The 21,781-nt window shown below is 71.2% G+C and carries 21 protein-coding genes and 1 pseudogene; 8 read left to right on the top strand and 14 right to left on the bottom strand.

Features of this window, described 5'->3' with window-relative positions:
- The first annotated feature begins 20 nt into the window (after positions 1-20).
- Together ACZ3KP_RS36120 and adh are read left to right on the top strand one after the other, a co-directional pair.
- Complete coding sequence (locus ACZ3KP_RS36120; protein ID WP_467504826.1) at positions 21-1,277, top strand: GAF domain-containing protein; 1,257 nt, start codon at positions 21-23, stop codon at positions 1,275-1,277.
- Positions 1,278-1,385: 108 nt separating this feature from the next.
- A complete protein-coding gene (adh, locus tag ACZ3KP_RS36115) occupies positions 1,386-2,909 on the top strand; it encodes an aldehyde dehydrogenase (RefSeq protein WP_467504824.1) in 1,524 nt (507 codons plus the stop codon).
- A 72-nt stretch (positions 2,910-2,981) separates the two neighbouring features.
- On the opposite strand, the gene ACZ3KP_RS36110 is transcribed toward adh, so the two are convergent.
- On the bottom strand, positions 2,982-3,137 hold the full coding sequence (locus tag ACZ3KP_RS36110; RefSeq protein ID WP_467504822.1) for a hypothetical protein: 156 nt from the start codon (positions 3,135-3,137) through the stop codon (positions 2,982-2,984).
- A gap of 1,054 nt (positions 3,138-4,191) precedes the next feature.
- On the opposite strand from ACZ3KP_RS36110, the gene ACZ3KP_RS36105 reads away from it, so the two are divergent.
- Positions 4,192-4,644 carry a pyridoxamine 5'-phosphate oxidase family protein gene (locus ACZ3KP_RS36105; RefSeq protein WP_467504821.1) on the top strand — a complete coding sequence of 151 codons (453 nt, stop codon included), beginning with the start codon at positions 4,192-4,194 and terminating at the stop codon, positions 4,642-4,644.
- A 301-nt stretch (positions 4,645-4,945) separates the two neighbouring features.
- Here the strand turns inward: ACZ3KP_RS36105 and ACZ3KP_RS36100 are convergent, their stop codons facing one another.
- The 3 genes from ACZ3KP_RS36100 to ACZ3KP_RS36090 form a co-directional block, all read right to left on the bottom strand.
- Positions 4,946-5,563 (bottom strand): hypothetical protein, encoded by a 618-nt coding sequence (locus ACZ3KP_RS36100; RefSeq protein WP_467504819.1) that lies wholly within the window; start codon positions 5,561-5,563, stop codon positions 4,946-4,948.
- Positions 5,564-5,725: 162 nt separating this feature from the next.
- Positions 5,726-6,580 (bottom strand): universal stress protein, encoded by an 855-nt coding sequence (locus tag ACZ3KP_RS36095; protein ID WP_467504817.1) that lies wholly within the window; start codon positions 6,578-6,580, stop codon positions 5,726-5,728.
- 212 nt (positions 6,581-6,792) lie between these two features.
- Entirely contained in the window at positions 6,793-7,002 is a 210-nt protein-coding gene (locus ACZ3KP_RS36090) for a hypothetical protein (protein ID WP_467504816.1), read from the bottom strand.
- A 315-nt stretch (positions 7,003-7,317) separates the two neighbouring features.
- Between ACZ3KP_RS36090 and ACZ3KP_RS36085 the strand changes: the two genes are divergently transcribed.
- A complete protein-coding gene (locus ACZ3KP_RS36085) occupies positions 7,318-7,449 on the top strand; it encodes a hypothetical protein (protein ID WP_467504814.1) in 132 nt (43 codons plus the stop codon).
- Positions 7,450-7,491: 42 nt separating this feature from the next.
- Here ACZ3KP_RS36085 and ACZ3KP_RS36080 read toward each other — a convergent pair whose 3' ends face one another.
- The 6 genes from ACZ3KP_RS36080 to ACZ3KP_RS36055 form a co-directional block, all read right to left on the bottom strand.
- Positions 7,492-7,935 (bottom strand): pyridoxamine 5'-phosphate oxidase family protein, encoded by a 444-nt coding sequence (locus tag ACZ3KP_RS36080; RefSeq protein WP_467504812.1) that lies wholly within the window; start codon positions 7,933-7,935, stop codon positions 7,492-7,494.
- A 207-nt stretch (positions 7,936-8,142) separates the two neighbouring features.
- Complete coding sequence (locus tag ACZ3KP_RS36075; RefSeq protein WP_467504810.1) at positions 8,143-8,439, bottom strand: universal stress protein; 297 nt, start codon at positions 8,437-8,439, stop codon at positions 8,143-8,145.
- Positions 8,440-8,571: 132 nt separating this feature from the next.
- Positions 8,572-9,066, bottom strand: coding sequence for a flavodoxin domain-containing protein (locus tag ACZ3KP_RS36070; protein WP_467504808.1), 495 nt, complete (start codon positions 9,064-9,066; stop codon positions 8,572-8,574).
- Positions 9,067-9,082: 16 nt separating this feature from the next.
- Positions 9,083-9,688: a BON domain-containing protein gene (locus ACZ3KP_RS36065; protein WP_467504807.1), complete on the bottom strand. Its 606-nt coding sequence runs from the start codon at positions 9,686-9,688 to the stop codon at positions 9,083-9,085.
- 129 nt (positions 9,689-9,817) lie between these two features.
- Entirely contained in the window at positions 9,818-10,732 is a 915-nt protein-coding gene (locus tag ACZ3KP_RS36060; protein WP_467504805.1) for a universal stress protein, read from the bottom strand.
- A 228-nt stretch (positions 10,733-10,960) separates the two neighbouring features.
- Positions 10,961-11,167: a hypothetical protein gene (locus ACZ3KP_RS36055; protein ID WP_467504803.1), complete on the bottom strand. Its 207-nt coding sequence runs from the start codon at positions 11,165-11,167 to the stop codon at positions 10,961-10,963.
- A 351-nt stretch (positions 11,168-11,518) separates the two neighbouring features.
- On the opposite strand from ACZ3KP_RS36055, the gene ppdK reads away from it, so the two are divergent.
- The 4 genes from ppdK to ACZ3KP_RS36035 all read left to right on the top strand — a co-directional run bounded on the left by ppdK (position 11,519) and on the right by ACZ3KP_RS36035 (position 18,318).
- Entirely contained in the window at positions 11,519-14,197 is a 2,679-nt protein-coding gene (gene ppdK / locus ACZ3KP_RS36050; protein ID WP_467504801.1) for a pyruvate, phosphate dikinase, read from the top strand.
- Between the two features lie 161 nt (positions 14,198-14,358).
- Positions 14,359-15,078, top strand: a complete 720-nt coding sequence (locus ACZ3KP_RS36045; RefSeq protein WP_467504799.1) for a CBS domain-containing protein — start codon at positions 14,359-14,361, stop codon at positions 15,076-15,078.
- 120 nt (positions 15,079-15,198) lie between these two features.
- Positions 15,199-17,907 (top strand): bifunctional acetaldehyde-CoA/alcohol dehydrogenase, encoded by a 2,709-nt coding sequence (gene adhE / locus ACZ3KP_RS36040; RefSeq protein WP_467504797.1) that lies wholly within the window; start codon positions 15,199-15,201, stop codon positions 17,905-17,907.
- A gap of 48 nt (positions 17,908-17,955) precedes the next feature.
- Positions 17,956-18,318, top strand: a complete 363-nt coding sequence (locus tag ACZ3KP_RS36035; RefSeq protein WP_467504795.1) for a ferredoxin reductase domain-containing protein — start codon at positions 17,956-17,958, stop codon at positions 18,316-18,318.
- 221 nt (positions 18,319-18,539) lie between these two features.
- Here the strand turns inward: ACZ3KP_RS36035 and ACZ3KP_RS36030 are convergent, their stop codons facing one another.
- The 4 genes and pseudogenes from ACZ3KP_RS36030 to adhP all read right to left on the bottom strand — a co-directional run bounded on the left by ACZ3KP_RS36030 (position 18,540) and on the right by adhP (position 21,751).
- Positions 18,540-18,758, bottom strand: coding sequence for a phosphoketolase family protein (locus tag ACZ3KP_RS36030; protein WP_467504876.1), 219 nt, complete (start codon positions 18,756-18,758; stop codon positions 18,540-18,542).
- A gap of 43 nt (positions 18,759-18,801) precedes the next feature.
- Positions 18,802-19,845 (bottom strand): annotated as a pseudogene (locus ACZ3KP_RS36025) (phosphoketolase family protein); the annotation flags it as partial.
- A 5-nt stretch (positions 19,846-19,850) separates the two neighbouring features.
- Positions 19,851-20,723 (bottom strand): universal stress protein, encoded by an 873-nt coding sequence (locus ACZ3KP_RS36020; RefSeq protein ID WP_467504793.1) that lies wholly within the window; start codon positions 20,721-20,723, stop codon positions 19,851-19,853.
- 5 nt (positions 20,724-20,728) lie between these two features.
- Complete coding sequence (adhP, locus tag ACZ3KP_RS36015) at positions 20,729-21,751, bottom strand: alcohol dehydrogenase AdhP (RefSeq protein ID WP_467504791.1); 1,023 nt, start codon at positions 21,749-21,751, stop codon at positions 20,729-20,731.
- Positions 21,752-21,781 lie beyond the last annotated feature (30 nt).

Raw genomic sequence — 21,781 nt, 5'->3', positions numbered from 1 at the left:
CGCCGTCCGAGGAGGACGAGTTGACCGATCCGTGGGTGGCCCTGGAGCCGGGGGCCGACCCTGCCGAGCGCGTCCGGGTGCTGCGCCGGGCACACGAGACGTTCACCACGGCGGGCACCGTGCCGCGCCCGGTGCGGTCCGTGGTGGCCGAGTCGTGGCGTCGTTCGGCGCGGGCCGGCGTGGGACCGGAAGGATCGGCGCGGGTGGAGCTGACGGACGGTGATCTCGGGGCCTACCGGGCGGAGCACCCGCTGGCCCGGGTGATGCCGCTGTTCCGGGAGCTGATGGGCACGTTCGCGGCGGACGGCGAGCATCTGCTCGCGGTGTGCGACGCGGACGGCAGGCTGCTGTGGGTCGAGGGGCATCCGGCGACCCGGCGGCGGGCTGACCTGATGAACTTCGTACCGGGTGCGCGCTGGTCGGAGGCCGCGGTCGGCACCAACGCGCCGGGCACGGCGGTCGCGGTGGACCGGCCGGTGCAGGTGTTCGCGGCGGAGCACTTCATCCGCCGGGTGCAGCCGTGGACGTGTGCGGCGGCGCCGGTGCACGATCCGCGCACGGGGCGGGTGCTGGGCGCCGTCGACATCACCGGTGGCGACCGGCTGGCGCACCCGCACAGTCTCGGCTTCGTCCAGGCGGTGGCCCGGGCCGCGGAGTCGCAGCTGGCGCTGCTCGATCCGCCGGCCCCGGCCGACGAGGCACCGGCGCTGACGGCGCTCGGCCGTGACGAGGCGGAGCTCCACCTGGACGGCCACCGTCTGCGGCTCGGCCGGCGCCACAGCGAGCTGCTGGTGCTGCTGTCCCGCCACCCGGAGGGCCTGACCGGCGACGAACTGCTCTGCGCACTCTACGAGGACGAGTCGGTGACCCCGGTGACCCTCCGGGCCGAACTGGCGAGGCTGAGACGGCTGTTGGGTCCAGGACTGTTGGCGTCCCGGCCGTACCGGCTGACCGTTCCGGTCGAGTCGGACGCGGCCGTGGTGGAGCGGCGTCTGGCGGCGGGAGCGGTGACGGCGGCCGTGGCGGCGTATCCGGGACCGCTGCTGCCGGGGTCGCAGGCCCCCGCGGTGGTACGGCTGCGTCAGCGGCTCGCGGACGGGCTGCGGTCGGCGCTGATCGCGCGCCGCGATCCCGATCTGCTCGCGGAGTGGGCGCACGCGCCCTGGGGCGAGGACGACGTCGAGGTGTGGCGGGCGCTCGCGGCGGTGCGGCCGACGGCGCTCGTCCGGTACCGGCTGGCGGCACTGGAGACTGAGCTGGCGGCTCCGCCGCACTGACCTGCGCCGCACTGACCTGCGGCGCAACGGGGGCGCAACGTCCGGTTCCCTAGCCTGCGCGCGGAGCTGCCCACGACGGGCAGCGCATCTGCAAGGAGGCAGGCCACCATGACCCGTTACGCGGCGCCCGGCACCGAGGGCGCGATCGTCTCCTACCAGGCGCGCTACGACCACTTCATCGGCGGCGCGTACGTGCCGCCGGCCCGCGGACAGTACTTCGAGAACCCGTCGCCGGTGAACGGGCAGCCGTTCACCGAGATCGCGCGGGGCACCGCGGAGGACGTGGAGCGGGCGCTGGACGCGGCGCACGCGGCGGCGCCGGGCTGGGGCCGGACGTCCGTGACGGAGCGCTCCGACATCCTCCTCAAGATCGCCGACCGGATGGAGGCCTACCTCGAACCGCTCGCGGTCGCGGAGAGCTGGGAGAACGGCAAGCCGGTACGGGAGACGCTGGCCGCGGACATTCCCCTCGCCATCGACCACTTCCGCTACTTCGCGGGGGCCATCCGGGCGCAGGAGGGTTCGCTGAGCGAGGTCGACGACGACACCGTGGCGTACCACTTCCACGAGCCGCTCGGGGTCGTCGCGCAGATCATCCCGTGGAACTTCCCGATCCTGATGGCGACCTGGAAGCTGGCGCCCGCCCTCGCCGCCGGCAACGCGGTCGTCATCAAACCGGCCGAGCAGACCCCGGCGTCCATCCACTACTGGATGGGACTGATCGCGGATCTGCTGCCGCCCGGCGTCGTGAACATCGTCAACGGCTTCGGCGTCGAGGCCGGCAAGCCGCTGGCGTCCAGTCCGCGGGTGGCGAAGGTGGCCTTCACCGGGGAGACCACCACCGGGCGGCTGATCATGCAGTACGCCTCGGAGAACATCAAGCCGGTCACGCTCGAACTGGGCGGCAAGTCCCCGAACATCTTCTTCGACGACGTCTGGGCGCACGACGACGACTTCCGCGACAAGGCCCTCGAAGGGTTCACGATGTTCGCCCTCAACCAGGGCGAGGTGTGCACCTGCCCGTCCCGGGCGCTCGTCCAGCGCGGCCACTACACCGAGTTCATGGAGGCGGCGGTGGCCCGCACCCGCCTCATCAAGCCGGGCCATCCGCTCGACACCGACACGATGATCGGCGCCCAGGCCTCCAACGACCAGCTGGAGAAGATCCTCTCCTACCTCGACGTCGGCCGACAGGAGGGCGCGAAGGTCCTCACCGGCGGCGAACGCATCGAGTACGACGGTGAGTTGAAGGGCGGCTACTACGTCCAGCCGACCATCTTCGAGGGCGACAACCGGATGCGGATCTTCCAGGAGGAGATTTTCGGCCCGGTCGTCTCGGTGACGTCCTTCGACGACTTCGACGACGCGCTGAAGATCGCCAACGACACGCTGTACGGGCTCGGCGCGGGCGTCTGGACCCGCGACATCAACACCGCGTACCGCGCGGGCCGCGCGATCCAGGCGGGCCGGGTCTGGACGAACTGCTACCACGCCTACCCGGCCCACGCGGCGTTCGGCGGCTACAAGCAGTCGGGGATCGGCCGCGAGACACACAAGATGATGCTGGAGCACTACCAGCAGACCAAGAACCTCCTGGTGTCGTACTCGCCGAAGAAGCTCGGCTTCTTCTAGAGCCTGAAGTCGGGTTGTCTGGAGGCATTGTTGCGCTCCAGGCAACCTAACCCTGCAGGCACCTGGTGTAAATCAAGCGGTCTGTTTGCGGGCGCTGGAGGTGACGTTGCCCGCCCGGTCGTAGGAGTAGTAGGAGTCTGAGATCCGGTGGGAGCTGTCGGTCTCCCGGTCCCACACGGTGCGTTGGACCCGGCCGGTGTGCTCGTCGATGAAGTTCGTGGTCCACACCCGGTAGGGCTGTGCGCCGCTGACCGTGCGCAGGGGTTCGCCGTAGGGCGAGTGGGTGACGTCAAAGGTGTGCCAGGTCAGGTCGGAGGTGGACTGGGGCAGGCCGTCGCTGTCGTAGCGGGTGACGACCTTCTCCTTGGCGAGGCCGCCGACGGCGGGCAGGGTGACGCTGAGCGGCTTGCCGGTGGGCGTGTAGGTGTATTCGTACCGGTAGGTGCCCGCGAGCCCGGTGGTGTCGGCCTGCGCGGGGACGACGATCTCGCGTCCGGTCGGCCGGTACTCGCTGTCGTAGCCGGTGACCGAGTCGACGTAGTCGCCGGTGGCGTCGTGCCGGATGGAGGAGGCGGGCCTGCCGACCGCGCCGGGCAGGTCGTAGGTGAACTCCTTGACCGGCGTGGCGGTGGGCGAGCCCTCCCGCAGGTAGGTGACGCGGCCGATGGCGTCGTAGTTGGTGTAGGTCGTCTTCTGGTTCGCGTCGGACGCCCTGGTCTGCCGGTCGAGGTCGTCGTACTCGAAGGACGAGGTGGTGCTTGGGCGCCTTCGAGCGAGACTCTCCTGGGTGCCCCCACTTACCAGGGTGGTCCCGCGAATCGAGCACGGCGATGGGCCACACGGTCACATCGAACCGTCGTACGGCCTCGCTTCGCCGTCGGCGTCATAGTGGACGTTTCAGAATCCGCCACGCTGCGACATCCTCATGGGTCGCCGGACACCTTCGCGCACGGTCCTGACCGTGGAGCGGGGAAGTACCGGCGGTGAACGCCCCACGCAGTCGCCCGCCGCCCGCGAGTCGGGGCCCACCGAACCCGACCGGCTGCGGGCCCGCCCGGAGCGGCTCGCGCCACAGGCCGCCGACGCCTCTCCCGCCGTGGCGAAAAGCGCTGTCGCAGACATATCGGCCGTAGCGATCTGAAGGGCCCACCAGGCCCGGGAGTGGCCCGAACGGCCCTGGTACCGAAGGCCGCCTCCCCGTTCGAATGATGTGATCCATCAGAATCGGCCCGCGGACGAAACCACCGTGGCCGAGTGACCAGAACACCTACGGATACCGCCTATGGCCCAGGACCAAGCCCAGCCGGTCTCCCCGGGACCCCGCCAGAGCGTGACGCTCGACGCCACGGAGGCCTTCAGGCTGCTGGGCAGTGTCTCGATCGGGAGGGTCGTCTTCACCCAGCACGCGCTGCCGACCCTGCGACCGGTCAACCATGTCCTCGACGGTGGGGACATCGTCATCCGCACCCACGAGGGCGCGGCCCTGACCTCCCGCAGCCGGCAGGCGGACGCGCCGGGCGTGGTGGTCGCCTACGAGGCCGACTCCATCGACCCCGTCACCCATCTGGGCTGGAGCGTCGTGATCACCGGGTACGCCCGGCTGGTCACCGACGCCCGGGAGCTGGCCCGCTACCGCGAGCTGCTGCACCCCTGGGTGAGCGGTGCGATGGATTACGCGGTCCGCATCCACCCGGATCTGATCACCGGCATCCGCCTGGCCCCGGTCGCCACCTGAGTCGGGCGGTGGCAGATGTACGGCGGCCGTGGCTGCTCGGCCTGGCGTGAGCGGTCAGCCGTGCGGGATGACGGCCGCCGGGGCAACCGCGTGCCGCGGTGCGGCGGTTCCAGCAGACCCACAGGTCCCTTTGCGGTGCCGAAGAACCGTTGTGGCGCCAGGTGACGACCTGTGACAGCACCCGAAAGGACGCCGCCGCTGGGGATGATGTTCCCCTCTGCGGCGGCGCCCCTGGCGCGATGCGCTGCGGGCTGTCGGAGCAGCCAGCGGTTTCGGAGCCGCTCACGGTTGCGGCCGGCGGTCACAGCAGCCAGCGGTTGCGGTTGACGAAGGGCAGCCGTGCCCAGACCCTGCCCAGGCCCCAGGTGGCGCCGGCGCCCGCCGCCGCGAGGGCGATCAGCACAACGGCGTAGATGAGGTGGTAGTCGGCGAACGGGTTGGTGGACATGCTCAGCGACCCGTCCGACAGGTGCTTGGCCGGGGGCCACTCCGCCATCCACATCAGGGCCATCATCGCCGTGCCCGCCACCGCGGTGAGCCGCAGCGCGACGCCCGAGACGAGTGCCAGGCCGATGCCCAGCAGGCCGAGCATGAACAGCCAGTCCGCCCAGCCGGCCCCCGCCCAGTCGTGGAACGTGGACTCCAACGGCCCGGCCGCGACCGAGCTCAGGAAGCCCTTGGTGGGCGAACCGCCGTCGATCCAGCCCTTGCCGGACGGTGTGGCGTAGCCGAAGCCGAAAGCCTTGTCGAGGAACGCCCACAGGAAGACGAACCCGGTCAGCAGGCGCAGCCCGGCGAGCACGTGCGCACCGGTCACGGTCGCCGTCGCGGTGTCCGCGGCCTGCGGAGCCGCTTCCGCCCGGTTCCGGGACGGGAAACGGAATCCCAGGTGACGTTGCGGGTGGTTGTGCACTGCCATGATCTTCATCCCCTCCGAGGAGTGTCACAAGGGGGCTGTCACAGCCCTTGTCGCGTTTCCAATGTCCCGCCTGCGCCCCGCCCGCCCGAGGGCCTGCAAGGACACCGTCGACGGCCCGAACGTCCCTTGTCTCAGGGCCACTTGGCGACCGCGAACGTCCGGTCACCGGCCGATGGGCACCAGCACGACCGGGCAGTGCGAGCGGTGCAGCAGAGTGTGCGCGACGGGGCCGAGGTGCGGCCCGGGCTGTCCGGTCCGACGGTGAGCGCCGATGACCACGACCGCCGCCTCACGAGTCGCCTCCAGCAGGGCGTGGGCAGGTCCGCTGCGCACGGTACAGGCGTCGACGCTCACGCCGGGGTACCGCTCCTGCAGACGGGAGAGGCTGAAGCGAGGCACGGCCGCCTCCGCCCGGTCCCGCTGGGCAAGACGCTGCCGGCCGGGGCTCGACGCGGAGACCAGCCAGGGCAGTTCGGGCGTGACATACCGGTGGTCGGGAGCGTGCAGGGCCCACAGCCACGCGCCACGACGCTCCGCCTCCTCGAAGGCGTACACCGCTGCCCGAGCGTCGGCGTCGCCCCGCAGACCGAGCAGCACCGCCGGCCGCTCACCGGGGGGCGCGGCGCCGGTATCGCACGGGTGGTCCTCCCGTACGACCATCAGCGGACCGTGCACATGTGCGGCCAGCCGCAGGCTCACCGAGCCGAACAGGGCGCCGGCGACCCCGCCGAACCCTCGCGTGCCGACGACGGTGAGGGCGGCGCACCTGCTCTCGTCAGTCAGCACCTTTACGGCGCTTCCCTGTACGGCCTTGGTCACCACTCGCAGGGCGGGGTGGCGAACGGCGACGCGGGCGGCGGCCGACGCCAGGACGGGCCCGGCCTCGTCGTCGTCGGGCACTGCGTAGACGACGCGCAGTTCGGTGTGACGGCGTACGGCTTCGTCGGCGGCCCGGTCCAGGGCCCGTACGGCGACCAGTGAACCGTCCACACCCACGGTCACGTGATGGAGAGTCATGTCCTTTTTCCCTTCTGTGCCTTGCTGCTCGCATGCAGCGGGAGGGGCCGCCGGGACCAGAGCGCGGACACCGCCGGGCGGCTCGCGGGTTCCGACACGGCTCCGAGGACGATGCTCGTGTCGCGCGCACGCCGGGGGCAGGGACCACTAGGACCCCACCGGCACGCCGTACGGCCCCCGCAGCACGCCGGAGGAAGTCGCGGCGGGGACGGCTATCGGTTCTCGGCCCGGCCGAACTTCAGACAGGCGATGAGTCCGAAGACGTTCCCGAATGCGCAGACGGCCGGCCAGACCTGAGGTGTCCGGGTGTTCGGATGTCGGGCGACGTCGATCATGCAGAGAACGGCGGGGCACACCGCGATCAGCGGCGCTGTCACCGTCCAGGGCGTGGTGGGTGACGCGCTGAGGGAGTCGGCAAGCATGGGCGGTCCTTCTGGGGCGACTCACCCGGCAGGTGCCAGTGGCTCTCCGGTAGGTCTCACGGGGTCTCAGGCGGAAGCCCTCGAAGGCGCCGACCAGTCCGGCGACCGTGGCAAGGCCGGTCCCGCGCACCTCGTCGGTGAACGCCGCCAGGACCGAGGCGTTGAACATTCACCGAGCTTCGTCCATGCGGCCCTCCAGGACGTCCTTGACGATGGTGAGGGCGCGTTCCGCGGCGTCGTGCATGCCCACCGTCTTGTCCATGGGTTCTCCCGTTCGGGGTCGATCGGCTTGCCGAACCGCTGGAAGGCCGCCTGGTGGGTGACTCCGAGCAGGTCGTCGGCCTCCTGGGAGCGCCGGACGAGGTCGAGGTAGGCGGGCTGCGTCTGCGGGCTCGCCGCGGCTTCGGCCAGGGCCGAGGCCCGCTCGGCCGGCAGACCGGCACCTGACTCGATCTGGCGTGCAGGACCGGCAGATCCGAGGACAGCAACTCAGCCGGAGGCCCTCAGGTCTACGCCGTACATCGTGCGTCCGGCGACCAGCTCGCGTCCGGTCACCGGCTCCGGCTCGATACGAGCGAAGGCCTCCTCCGGGGAAGCCACCCAGGAGCGAGACCCGGTAAGGGCAGGGCGCTGCTGCTCGACGGGGTCGGTGACGGTCATGGCGCGCCCGGTGACAACGACGCTCCAGCCCGAGTGGGCCTCCGCATCGACCTCGTCGGCCTCGAAGGCGACCACCGCGCCGTCGATCGCACGGACCAGCTCCGGGACGGCCGAGGTACGCAGCAGCACCGCACCGCCCCGGTCCGGACAGAAGTTGACCGGAAGCACCGCGGGCAGGGCGTGGCGCGTGTGAACAATACGGCCGACAGCGGCCCTCGCCTGCAGCCGCAGCGCTCCGGACGCACGGACCGGGCGGCCACGGGGTCCTGTCACGTAGGGCTCCGTTATCGCAGGTCACTACGTGCGGACATCGGCACGGGGAGACAGTGGAGAGTCGGCCTCCGCCGCGGTCACGCGGCCCGTCCCTGACAGGGGCTGAACGTCCCTTTTCGACAGCGGAGTTGGCCTGAGCGGCCCCGCGCATGTCCCTGGTCGGCCCATGCCCTGGCCCATGGTCGGCTGCCACTTTCGGAAGCCTCATCACGACCAGGAGGAGGTGCGCACCGATGCGCAGGACCAGGCACATGAAGAAGCTGCTGACCCATGGCGAAAAGCGTGAACGGCACGCGCGTTGCGGAAGCTCGGCAGGGCGTCGGTGACCGTCCACGGCGTGAGCCGGCTGTACGACACCGCGTGCGCCAGGGACTCGGGAGCCGACTCCCTGACGTGCACGATGTTCAGAGGCACTTCGGGCAGCCGCGCTTCGCGCGCTGCCCACTCGGCGGCGGCCCGGCTCCCGGGCGATCCGGCGAGTACTACGGTGACGGTTCGGACCATGATCTTCACCTTGACCTGCCCGCTCCCGTGGAAGCGAGCGGCTGCCACCTCGCGTCACCCCCGCACGGGCCTCACCGGCACGTCCTGGTGAGGCCCGCTGCTACTGTCGTGCGCCCGACCTGTCGAGCACCGTCAGTGTTTCAGTTCCCCGGCGATCCCGGCCGCCCACGCCTCGACGGCCTCGAAGTCCCGGAAGTCGCCGCCCTTTCCGGAGTGCAGGATCCGCCGGGCCAGCCAGCCGTCCGCGTCCTGTTCGAGACATCCGCCGAAGGTGGCGTGACCTCGGGCGTGCAGGTCCTGCATCGCGCGGCGCACCGCGCGCACGGGCGGGATGTCCCGCTCGGAGGCGGAGGCGTCGAGCGGACCGCTGCTGAAGAACCACACGGGCCGCTCGGCGAGATCTTTGCGGTGACGGCGGACGAACGTCCGGGCGTCCTTGTGCCAGCAGCCGGCGTACAGTCCGCCGCCGACCACAACCGCGTCGTACCGGTCCACGAAGGGCACGGCCGCGGCCCGCATCGTCTCGACGGTCAGCCCTTTCTCACGCAAGGTGGCGGCAATCGACTCGGCGATGTGCGCCGTGGATCCGTTCCTGGTGCCATAGGTGACCAACACGGTGCCAGTCATGGGGATGATCCTCCTCTCACAGTCCGCGCAGCCAGTCGTGGGCCGCGCTGTGCAGTGCCTGCTCCTCGCGGATTCGGGAGTCGTCCAGGCGGTAGGTGAGCTTGTCGATGACGTCGACCACGCCGTCGATCCGGCGGGTCATGGAGACGGCGATCTCTGTCTCGGTCCGGTGTTCCATGTGGCCGGTGAGCGTGACCAGGCCCTTCGCCACGGCCACGTCGACGCTGCGGGGCGGCAACCAGGCGCGGATCAGGACCTCCTTGACCACGTCGTCGCGGATCTCGTCGTCGGGGCGCAGAAACACCTGGAGCAGGTCGCTCCGGGTGACGGTGCCGACCAGCCGGACCTCCTCGTCGAGGGCGGGGAGCCGCTCCGCACGCTGTCCGACCATGGTCCGGGCGGCCTCGACGATCGTGTCGTCGGCGTGCACGGTGACGTCCTTGTCGGAGTCGATGCCGGGGAGTTCGGCGCGGAGGACGTAGATCCCGTCCTTCAGGTGTTCCTCGATGCGGATGCCGTGGAGTCCCGCAGGCAAAGGTGTCCAGGGGATCCCTCCCTCGACCCAGCCGAACAGTTCGGGCAGTACCGGGAAACCGGGCAGGCGCTCCATCACGCCGTTCACGCTCTGCCTCCTCTCCTTCCTGGTCGCCTCCAGCGTCCCGCGATGTCGGCAACCAATGCGTGGGCCGTCCGGGCCTCAGCTGGACCAGGACGGCCCACGCCTCCGCCGCCGTTCCGGCGTCGGCCCCGGTCAGTCGTGCGGCACCACCGCGACCGGCGCGGAGGCGTGTTGCAGCACCCCATGGGTCACGGGGCCGATGCGGCCGCCGACCGGGGCCTGGCGCCGTTTTCGTCCCACGACGACCAGCGCGGCGTCCCGTGACGCGTGTACGAGGTGACGGCCGGCGCCGCCGACCACGGCCTGTGCGCTGACCTCCACGCCAGGAAACTTGTCCTGCCAGGGCCGCAGGACATCGTCCAGCCCCTGCCGTATCTCCTCCGCCAGTTCGAGGTTCAGCCCCGCGTCCAACGCGACGCCATAGCCGTAGGAGGCCGCCTGCGTCCAGCCGTGGACCGCCCGCAGACGGGCCACTCGACGACGGGCGGTCTCGAATGCGAACTCGATGACGGCGTCGTTCGGATTCTCGACGTCCAGGCCCAGGACGATGTCGCGGTAGGGGGTGGCGATCGACCCGGCGCCCGTGTCGTCCGGCAGATGCTCGTCCTCGGCGCGCTCACCGGCCCGTACGAGGACGACGGGTCGCTCGGCGCGCGCCACGAGGGCGAGAGCGACCGAGCCGACGATGAATCCGGGCACGGTGCCGAGGCCCCGGGACCCGAGGACCAGCAGTTCCCCGTCCTCGGCGGCTGTCAACAGGGCGGGGACGGCCTGTTCCTGGACCTGACGGCTCGTGATCCGGAGCCCGGGGTGGCGCCCGGCGAGCCGGGTCTCGGCCTCGCGCAACAGGTCGGCGGCCCATGCGCGCCGTGCGCCGAGCACGTCCAGTGCCGGAAATCCCGCGTAGGGGACGTACATGGGGGGCGGTGGGTCATCGGCATGTACGAGGCACAGGGGCACGTCGCGTTGTTCCGCCTCGCGAGCGGCCCAGTCTGCGGCGGCGAGGCTTTCGGGCGAGCCGTCGAGACCGACGGTGATGGCGGACATGTGCGGACCTCCTTGGGGGATGCACGCTCAGTCTCCGAGGCACGCGCACGTGACAGGAGAGGCCCGAGGTCCCTCCCACGGGGCCCGATCGGCCCTCTGGGACGAGGGAGACGTGCGGCTCCACCGCGAGGTGACGGCCCGGCGTGATCGCCGTGCCGTCGGCGCGTCGACCGCAGTGGGCCGGGGACCATGTCCCCGGACCGTTCGGAACCTTGTCTGCCGGACGCGTCAGGAGTGCACCGCCGTGCGATGGTCCTCCCGGACCGCCCGGTGCCGGGCCGACTGTTGGGCCGGAGGCCTCCGGTGCACCCGACGGCTCTGCAGCCGGACCACGAGGTCGTCGAAGAACGCGGCGAGGACGCAGGTGAGTCCCAACGCCAGCACGAGCAACACCGCGAACCTCTCCCAGAACTCCGGTGTGAGACTGGTACCCAAAGCCCTCGCCCTCCCTGTTCTGTGTCGTTCTCCCTGCTCCCAGCCAACTCCGGCTCAGGCCGGCGCGCATGAGCCGAGGGGGTCGGGCGGAGGTCCGACGGGGCCCTTGCGCGCGGGGCCGCAGGGACCCTGGGGCCGTCGGTGCGGGAGGGCCTCTCACTGCCACGGCAACCAGGGCGACCACAGCGGCCGTCGGCAGTAGGACACGGTGACGAACCATGCCGAGTTCTCCAGCTCCCACCTGGTCCGGTAGGCCCAGTGGCGGGGACCGACAGCACCTCCCCTCGCGATCCCGGCGGCCCGACGCTGGAGCTGTACCCCGCCCTGAGACCGACGGAGGAGACCGGCGTCATGATCCGTTACGTGTACGACTTCACAGAGGGCGGCCGTGACAAGGCCGACCTGCTCGGCGGCAAGGGAGCCAACCTGGCCGAGATGACCCGGCTGGGGCTGCCCGTTCCGCCGGGCTTCACCGTCACCACCGAGGCCTGCCGGGCGTTTCTCGCCACCGGCGCCGAGCCGGACGGTCTGGCGGGCGAGATCACCGAGCACCTGACGACCCTGGAGCGGGCGGCCGGACGGCGGCTGGGCCGGTCCGACGACCCGCTGCTGCTGTCCGTCCGCTCCGGGGCGCGGTTCTCGATGCCCGGCATGATGGAGACGATCCTCGACGTCGGACTCAACGACGAGTCCGTCCTCGGCCTGGCGAAGGTGTCCGGGAACGAACGCTTCGCCTGGGACTCCTACCGTCGCCTCGTACAGATGTTCGGTAGCGCCGTCATGGGGGTCGCCGGCGCTCTCTTCGAGCACGCCATGGCCGACCTCAAACGGGACCGTGGCGCGGCGAACGACCTGGGCCTGGACGCGGCGGACCTGGCGGGGCTCGTCGGGACGTACAAGGACATCATCCGTCAGGAGACCGGAGAGGACTTCCCGCAGTCCCCGGACGAGCAGCTGCGCCGGGCCGTTCTCGCCGTCTTCGAGTCCTGGCGGGGCGAACGCGCCCGCGTCTACCGCCGACGCGAGCACATCGCCGACGACTTGGGCACCGCGGTCAACGTGCAGACCATGGTCTTCGGCAACCTCGGCCCCGATTCCGGCAGCGGCGTCGCCTTCACCCGCGACCCGGCCACGGGACTGCCCGGCCTCTACGGGGACTATCTGGCGAACGCGCAGGGCGAGGACGTCGTCGCCGGCATCCGCAACACCGTCCCGCTGACCGCCCTGGAGCAACTGGACCCAGCCTCGTACACCCAACTGCTCGGCAGCCTGCGGACGTTGGAGACCCACTACCGCGACCTGTGCGACATCGAGTTCACCATCGAGCGCGGCCGGCTGTGGATGCTGCAGACCCGGGTGGGCAAGCGCACCGCCGAAGCCGCGTTCGCCATCGGCGCCGAGCTGGTCGACGAGGGCCTGATCACCGCCGATGAGGGTCTGTCCCGCGTGAGCGGGGACGGCCTCGCCCGGCTGATGTTCCCCCGGTTCGACACCGCGGCCGTCGGCGAGGCGCTGGCGCACGGTCTGCCGGCCTCGCCGGGTGCGGCCGTGGGCGCCGCCGTGTTCGACTCGGCCGAAGCCGTCCGCCGCGCCGCCGCGGGCGAGAAGGTCGTCCTCGTACGCCAGGAGACCACCCCCGACGACCTCCCCGGCATGATCGCCGCACAGGCGGTGCTGACCAGCCGGGGCGGCAAGACCAGCCACGCGGCCGTGGTCGCCCGCGGCATGGGCAGGGTGTGCGTGTGCGGCGCCGAGGAGCTCTCCGTGGACACCGCGGCGCGGCGCTTCACCGTGGGAGACACCGTCGTCGAGGAGGGCACCGTCGTCTCCGTCGACGGCTCCGGGGGCGCCGTGTACCTGGGTGCCGCTCCGTTGGTCGACTCCGCGGTGATGCGGTACTTCGAGACCGGTGAGCGGTCGACGGGACTGGTCGACGCCGTGGCCCGGGCCATGGAGCGGGCCGACGGGGTGCGGCGTCTTGAGGTGCGGGCGAACGCCGACACGCCCGAGGATGCCGCCCGGGCCCGGCGGTTCGGCGCGCAGGGCGTCGGGTTGTGCCGCACCGAGCACATGTTCCTCGGCGAGCGCCGCAAGCTGGTCGAGGCGATGATCCTGGCCCGCGACGAGACCGAGCGCGAGGCGGCTCTGGGCGCACTGCTGCCGCTCCAGCGCCAGGACTTCGTCGGCATCCTGGAGGCGATGGACGGCCTGCCGGTCACCATCCGGCTCATCGACCCGCCTCTTCACGAGTTCCTGCCCGACCGGACCGACCTCGCCGTGCGCATCGCCACCGCCGAGGCCCGGGGCGAGCACCCGGACCCGCACGACACCGAGCTGCTCGACGCCGTCAACCGCATGCACGAGGAGAACCCGATGCTCGGCCTGCGCGGTGTCCGCCTGGGCCTGGTCGTGCCGGGACTGGTCGCCATGCAGGTGCGGGCGATCGCCGAGGCGGTCGTGGCGCGCACGAGGGCAGGGGGCTCCCCCAAGGCGGAGATCATGGTGCCGCTCGTCGGCGCGGTCGAGGAGCTGCGGATCGAGCGCAAAGAGGTGGAACGCGTCCTTGCCGAGGTCGTTGATGAGTCCGGCGTCCCGGTGCACTGCCCGGTCGGCACCATGATCGAGCTGCCGCGGGCCGCGCTCACGGCCGGCCGGATCGCCGAGGAGGCGGAGTTCTTCTCCTTCGGCACCAACGACCTCACCCAGACCACCTGGGGCTTCTCCCGCGACGACGTCGAGGCCGCGTTCTTCTCCGCCTACCTCGACAAGGGCATCTTCGCCGCCTCACCGTTCGAGACGCTGGACGTCACCGGCGTGGGCCGGCTGGTGCGGATCGCCGTCGACGAGGGGCGCGCGCAGCGACCTGACCTGAAGATCGGCGTCTGCGGTGAACACGGCGGGGATCCGGACTCGGTCCACTTCTTCCATACGGCGGGCCTCGACTACGTCTCCTGCTCGCCGTTCCGCGTCCCGGTCGCCCGCCTGGAGGCAGGACGGGCCGCGCTCGGAAACCCGCCCACCGAGCCGTGAGCGGGTCGGACCCTCCGCACAGGACACTCGGCCCTGCTCGGCACGAGGCGCGGGAGGGAGCCTTGACCCAGGTACCAGATCCGGCCGGCGACGGCCCGCCCTGCACGCAGATCCGGTGGACGACCCGACCTGGACACCGGATGAGGAAGGAAGTGAGTGCCATGGCCCGCATCGTCGGTGAGGTGATGACAGGCGACGTCGTCGAGGCGCACCGGGACACGTCGTTCAAGGATCTGGTGCGGTTGCTGGACCGGCATCAGATCAGCGGGCTGCCCGTCGTGGATCACGACGACAAAGTCGTGGGCGTGGTCTCCGAGACGGATTTGATCCGGCACCAGGCAACCAGGTCCGCATCCGACCGGAGGGGAAGGCTCCGCATCCCTCCGCTGAGGCGCGGGGCCCTTCGGGCGGCCGCGGTCACCCGCGCCGGGGCCGGCACCGCACAGGAACTGATGACGACGCCCGCGGTCACGGTGCATCCGGAGCAGCGGATCGCGGACGCCGCGCGCGTGATGGAACGTCACGGCGTCGAACGCCTTCCGGTCGTCGACGAGGAGGACCGGTTGATCGGCATCGCCACCCGCCGGGATCTGCTGCGTGTCTTCCTGCGCACCGACGACGAGATCCGCCAGGAGGTGTCCGACGAGGTGGTGACCCGTGCCCTGGGCCTGCCGGCCGACACGGTGACCGTGTCGGTCCGGGACGGCATGGTCACGCTAGCCGGGACCGTCAGCCAACGAGACGACATCCCGCTCGCGATCCGGCTGACGTATCGGGTGGACGGAGTGGTCGGCGTTGTCAACGGGCTGAACAGCCGCATCGATTCGGGACCGGTCAGCCCTCCGAAGGGACCGGCGGGACCTGGGGGCGGGCCCCGCTGAAGAGAGACGCTGCCGGGGGGAGCGGCACCGATCCCCCGCAGTGCCGCTCCCACCCCGTGCTCTCACCCCGCGCCGCCGCCCCTGCGGCGGCGGTCTCTCGACGACGGAGGCTCGCCCACCATGACCCGCCACGACGACCGCAGCGAGACCACCGGACTCACCGAGGCACCGTCCGACAGTGCCATCGCGGTGGACCGGCTTGTGGCGAACGGACTCAAGGCACTGGCCGACTACGAGACGCTCGACCAGGAGCAGGTCGACCACATCGTGAAGAAGGCCTCGGTCGCCGCCCTGGACCAGCACACCGCGCTGGCGCGACTCGCCGTGGACGAGACCGGACGCGGAGTCTTCGAGGACAAAGCCGCCAAGAACATGTTCGCCTGTGAACACGTCACGCACAGCATGGGCCCGATGAAGACGGTCGGGGTCATCGCCCGCGACGACATCGACGACATGATCGAGGTAGCCGAGCCCGTCGGCGTCGTGTGCGCGGTCACACCGGTCACGAACCCGACCTCCACCACGATCTTCAAGGCGCTGATGGCGCTGAAGACCCGCAACCCGGTCGTGTTCGCCTTCCACCCCTCCGCCCAACGCTGCAGCGCACAGGCGGCCCGTGTCGTGCGCGACGCGGCGGTCGCGGCGGGTGCGCCCGAGCACTGCGTGCAGTGGATCGAAACCCCCTCCGTCGAGGCGACCGGCGCCCTGATGCGGCACCCGGGTGTCTCGCTCATCCTGGCCACCGGCGGCAACGCCATGGTCAAGGCCGCCTACTCGGCCGGCAAGCCCGCCCTGGGCGTGGGCGCCGGCAACGTCCCCGCGTACGTGCACAAGAGCGCCGAGCTGCGCCGGGCCGTCAACGACCTGGTGCTGTCCAAGTCGTTCGACAACGGCATGATCTGCGCCTCCGAGCAGGCCGTCATCCTGGACGAGGAGATCTACGACGCCGCCCTGGCCGAATTCCGTACGCTGCACGCCCACGTGGCGACCGCCGAGGAGAAGGCGAAGCTGGAGGCGTTCCTGTTCCCGGCCTCCCGGTCGGCCGACAAGGCCACGGTGGCCGACTGCGAGCCCAAGGTGAACTCCGCGGCCGTCGGCCAGAGCCCGGCGTGGATCGCCGAGCAGGCCGGGTTCACCGTACCGGCCGACACGTCCCTCATCCTGGTCGAGGCCGCTCAGGTCGGCCCGCAGGAACCGCTCACCCGGGAGAAACTGTGCCCGGTCCTCGCAGTCCTGCGCGCCGAATCCGAGCAGCGGGGCTTCGACCTCGCCGCCGACATGGTCGACTTTCACGGGCAGGGCCACAGCGCCGTCATCCACACCGAGGACAGCGCCCTGGCCGAGGCGTACGGCCGACGCATGAAGACCGTACGGGTCATCGTCAATTCACCCTCGTCGCAGGGCGCGATCGGCGGGATCTACAACAGCCTGCTGCCGTCACTGACACTGGGATGCGGCTCCTGGGGCAGCACCTCGGTCTCCAACAACGTCTCCGCGGCCCAGCTCCTGAACGTCAAGCGCGTCTCGGTGCGCCACAACAACCTCCAGTGGTTCAAGGTCCCACCGAAGATCTATTTCGAGCCGCAGTCCATCCGCTACCTGACCTCCATGCCGGACGTCCACCGCGTCACCGTCGTCACCGACGCGACGATGACCCGCCTCGGCCTCGTCGACCGGGTCGAGCGTGTGCTGCGGCGGCGCCGGGAGCCGGTCACCATCCAGGTCATCGACAACGTCGAACCCGAGCCCAGCATCGACTCCGTGCGGCGTGGCGCCCGGCTGATGGGTGATTTCCGCCCCGACACCATCATCGCGCTGGGCGGTGGCTCCCCCATGGACGCGGCCAAGGTGATGTGGCTGCTGTACGAGCAGCAGGCCGAGGGCAGGGACGTCGACTTCGCCGACATGCGGCACAAGTTCTCCGACATCCGCAAGCGCGCCTTCCGCTTCCCGACACTGGGCGGGCTGGCCCGCCTGGTGTGCATCCCCACCACCTCCGGCACCGGTGCCGAGGTGACCCCGTTCGCCGTCATCTCGGATCCCGCCACCGGCAAGAAGTACCCGCTGGCCGACTACGCGCTCACCCCCAGCGTGGCCATCGTCGACCCGCTGCTCACGACCGGGCTGCCCCGGGCACTGGCCGCCGACAGCGGCTTCGACGCCCTCACCCACGCCGTCGAGGCGTACGTGTCTGTCTACGCCAGCGACTTCACCGACGGCCCGGCCCTGCACGCGATCCGGCTGATCTTCGACAACATCGAGGCCGCGGTGAACGACCGCGCGGCACAGCCCAGGGCCCGGGAGAAGATGCACAACGCCGGCACCATCGCGGGCATGGCCTTCGGCAACGCGTTCCTCGGCATCGTCCACGCGATGTCCCACACCCTCGGCGCCACCTTCCACATCGCGCACGGCCGCACCAACGCCGTTCTGCTGCCGCACGTCATCCGCTACAACGGCACCGTCCCCACGAAGCTCACCGGCTGGCCCAAGTACGAGAACTACCGTGCTCCGGAACGCTTCCAGGACATCGCCCGCGCCCTCGGCCTGCCCGCCACCACGCCCGCCGAGGGCGTCGAGTCGCTGGCCTCGGCGGTGGAGCGGCTCCGCGACGCGGTGGGCATCGAGCCGACGTTCCAGGCCCTCGACGTCGACGAGCGCGCGTTCCTCGACGCCCTGCCCCAGCAGGCCCTCAACGCCTACGAGGACCAGTGCGCGCCCGCCAACCCGCGGATGCCCATGCTCGACGACATGCAGGAGCTCATGCGCCTCGCCTACTACGGCCGTACGCAGGACCGTCCCGCCCATGAGCAGACGGCACGGCCGTAGCGCGCATCGGCGCCGCCCTCGCGCCGGCGTCCGTTCAGGGCGCCGATCGTGACAGGGGCCGCCGGGCCGGACGGTGAGGTCTCCGCCCTGCTCCACGACCGCGTTCACGCCGACCGTTCCCCCGGCGACCACGCACTGCGCGCCGAGGCACACGACCTCGTCGGACGGCTTCCGGGTGCCCGCGCCGTCTTCTGGTACGAACGCCCCGGAGCGGAGGAACCCGACGCCCGCACCGGTCCGATGGTCCTGGACGGCATCCGACTCCGCCACAAAGCAACGGTGTTCCTGTGCGGTCCGCTCCCCTTCATGCGCGTGGTACGCGGACAGCTGCTCGCCGCCGGGGTGCCCGCACGGCGCATCCGCCACGAGGTCTTCGGCCCCGACCTGTGGCTCCCCGGCACCGCGGCCTGAATCACGCCGAACGTTCGAGTCCCCCAGCATTCCGGTGGCCGATGGAGGAACCCATGACCACCGACCACGCCCAGGCGACGCCCACCGTGCGGCTGCGTTCCGACGGCCCCGTGGACGAAGCGACTCTGGCGTACGCCCGTACGAAGATCGATGCCGTCGTGAGCAGGCCGGGACTGCCGGCCGTCACGGGATTCGTGCGCATCGTGCGGGGGAAAGGCGAACTACGGTGGAGCTGACGACAGGTCGGTGCCGTGCTCGCGGATCCACGCGTGGTGGCGGGTGCGCGCGTCGGCCATCTGCTGGCGTACGGCAGCGGCGCGGACGCCGAGACCGGGGACCCGGTCGACGACGTCCATGACCAGCCGGTAGCGGTCCAGGTCGTTGCGGACGACCATGTCGAACGGCGTGGTCGTGGTCCCCGACTCCTTGTACCCGCGCACGTGCAGGTTCCGGTGACCGGTGCGCCGGTAGGCGAGGCGGTGGATCAGCCAGGGGTAGCCGCAGGTCGCGCAGCAGGAGACCGCCGTTGGCGCGAGGGGTCGCGCCGAGCCGCCGCGCGCCGTCGGGCCCGAACAGCTCCTCGGGCCGGTACGACCGCAGCCACGCCTCCAGCTGCCGCAGGTGCTCCGGGTTCTCGCGGACGCCGGCCAGCGGAACCTGGTGAGCCCGCCAGGTGCCCTCGACGGGCACGCCGTCCACCTCGGCCGGGCCGGTCCACCCCTTCGGCGTCCGCAGCACGATCACCGGCCAATGCACCCGCTCGGCGACCCCGCCCTCACGGGCGGTCTGCTGCATCACGGCGATCCGGTCCAGCGCGTCGTCCATCGCCGCCGCCATGGCCCGGTGCACCTCGCGCGGGTCGTCGCCCGTGACATGGATCGGATGGTGGCCGTAGCCGCGCTGCAACGAGTCGAGTTCGACTTCCGGGAGACGGGACAGCACCGTCGGGTTGGCGATCTTGTAGCCGTTCAGGTGCAGGATCGGCAGGACTGCACCGTCGTGCACCGGGTCGAGGAACTTGTTCGAGTGCCAGGAGGCGGCCAACGGCCCGGTCTCCGCCTCACCGTCCCCGATCACACAGGCCACCGGCAGGTCAGGATTGTCGAAGGCGGCACCGTAGGCATGGGACAGCGAGTAGCCGAGCTCGCCGCCCTCGTGGATCGAGCCGGGCGTCTCGGGAGCCACATGGCTGGGCACCCCGCCGCGGAAGGAGAATTGCCGGAACAGCCGCCCCATCCCCGCCGCGTCCCGGGAGACGTCGGGGTAGGTCTCGCTGTAGCTGCCCTCCAGCCACGAGTTGGCCGGCACGGACGGGCCGCCGTGCCCCGGCCCCCACACGCACAGCGCGTCCAGGCCGGGCGAGGTGCCCCAGTGACCCAGCAGCCGGGGCTTGATGTGCTCGGGCCGCAGCGGCTCGGTCAGCAGCGGGTTGGACATCAGACAGATCTGGCCCGCCGCCAGGTGGTTGGCGGCACGCCAGTGCGCGTCGGACAGTGCGGTGGCGTACTGGTTCTCGAGCGTGGACATCGCGTTCACGCCTGTTCGGGTACGACGGCCACCGGGCAGGCGGAGTGGTGCAGCACCGCATGTGCGACGCGCCCCAGTTGGAGTCCGAGGTGCTCAGGGTGGCGCCGGGCGCCGACCACCAGGAGGTCGGCCTCGTGGGAGGCGGCCAGGAGCAGTCGACGGGCCGGACCCTCGACCGTACGCGGACGCACCTTCACGTCGGCAGGGGCGCCCTGCAGCGCGTCCGCGAGGACCTCGGCGGCGTGCTGTTCGTGCAGCCGCGCGGGTTCACCGGCGAGCAGCGGGTGGTCGGTGGTCTCGTGGGCCGGGCACCTCCAGGTCCGTACGGCGTCCAGAGTCGCGCCGCGCAGCCTCGCCTCCTGGACGGCGAAGCGCAGGGCGGCGGAATCCGTCCCGTGCTCACCGACGCCCAGGACGACGTGGCCGTGGTCTCCCGCACGGACCTGGTTGTCGTGACTGCCGCGCAGCACGATCACCGGGCAGGCCGCGTGGGCGGCGACGGCCAGGCTGACCGAGCCGAGCAGCATGTCGACGAAACCACTGCGGCCACGGGTGCCGAGCACCAGCGCGGAGGCGCTGCGGCTCTCATGCACCAGCGCGTACTCGGGTTCCTCTGGCAGCACCTCGGTGGAGATGTTGACACCGCTCTGGCGCAGGTGGGCCCGCTGTGCGGCGGTCCGGACGATGTCCTCGGCCATGACCTGCTCGGACGGCTTGCCCAGGTCCTTGGCCAGTGAGGAACCCTCGTACCGCTCCCGGAGAGAGGCGTACACCACCCGCAGCGGCGCCCCGCGCAGGGCGGCCTCGTCGGCCGCCCAGTCGACGGCCCGGAGGCTGGGCTCGGAGCCGTCGACGCCGACGACGAGTGGGAGGTCCATCGTCGTCACCGCCCCGCGCTCATGTCGAAGACGATCCGGGCCTTGACCTCGCCGCGCAGCACCTCGTCGATGGACTCGTTCACGGAGGCCAGGGGGCGGGTCTCGCAGATCACCTGGGTCTGTCCGGCGGCGTGCAGCTGGAAGACCTCGGCGAGGTCCTGGCGGGTGCCGACGATCGAGCCGATGACGCTCGTGCCGTTCAGGACGGTGTCGAAGATCGGGACGCGGACCGTGCCGTGCGCGGGCAGCGCGACCATGACCAGCTTGCCGCCGCGCCGCAGACCGGAGTTGGCGGCCTCGAAGGCGGCGTCGTTCACTGCGAGCGCGATCGCGGCATGCGCTCCTCCGTGCTGCCTGAGGACCTCGCCGACGTCGTCCTTGCGAGCGTCGATGACGAGGTCCGCGCCGAGCGCGGTGGCGAGTTCGAGCTTCTCGTCGGTGACGTCGATGGCCGCCACAGTGGCGCCCGCGATCTTCGCGTACTGCACGGCGAGGTGGCCGAGCCCGCCGATCCCGGAGATGGCGACGAGCTGGGTCGGCCGCACGCCGGCGACCTTGAGCGCCTTGTACGTCGTCACGCCGGCGCAGGTCAGCGGGGCGGCGTCGACGGCGCTGACGCCGTCGGGCACGGGCTGGGCGAAGTCGGCCCAGGCCAGCATCTTCTCGGCGTACCCGCCGTCGCAGCCGTAGCCGGTGTTGATCTGCTGCTCGCACAGGGTCTCCCAGCCGGACAGGCAGTGCTCGCACCGCCCGCAGGCCTTGCCCAGCCAGGGCACGGCCACCCGCTGGCCGACGGCCAGGTGGGTGACGCCCTCGCCGAGCTTTTCGACGAGTCCGACGCCCTCGTGTCCGGGGACGAACGGCGGGTTCGGCTTGACGGGCCAGTCGCCTTGCGCGGCGTGGATGTCGGTGTGGCACAGCCCGGAGGCCTCGACACGGATCCGGACCTGCCCGGGGCCGGGCTCGGGGTCGGGGCGCTCCTCGATGATCAGGGGCTTGCCGAAGGCTCGTACGACAGCTGCCTTCATGGTGGTTCTCTCCCAGGAGTCTCGGTGTCG

The organism is Streptomyces sp. NPDC020958, assembly GCF_055562175.1.
Note: the sequence above shows the minus strand (reverse complement) of the source record. Positions and strands in the feature narration are given on the sequence as shown.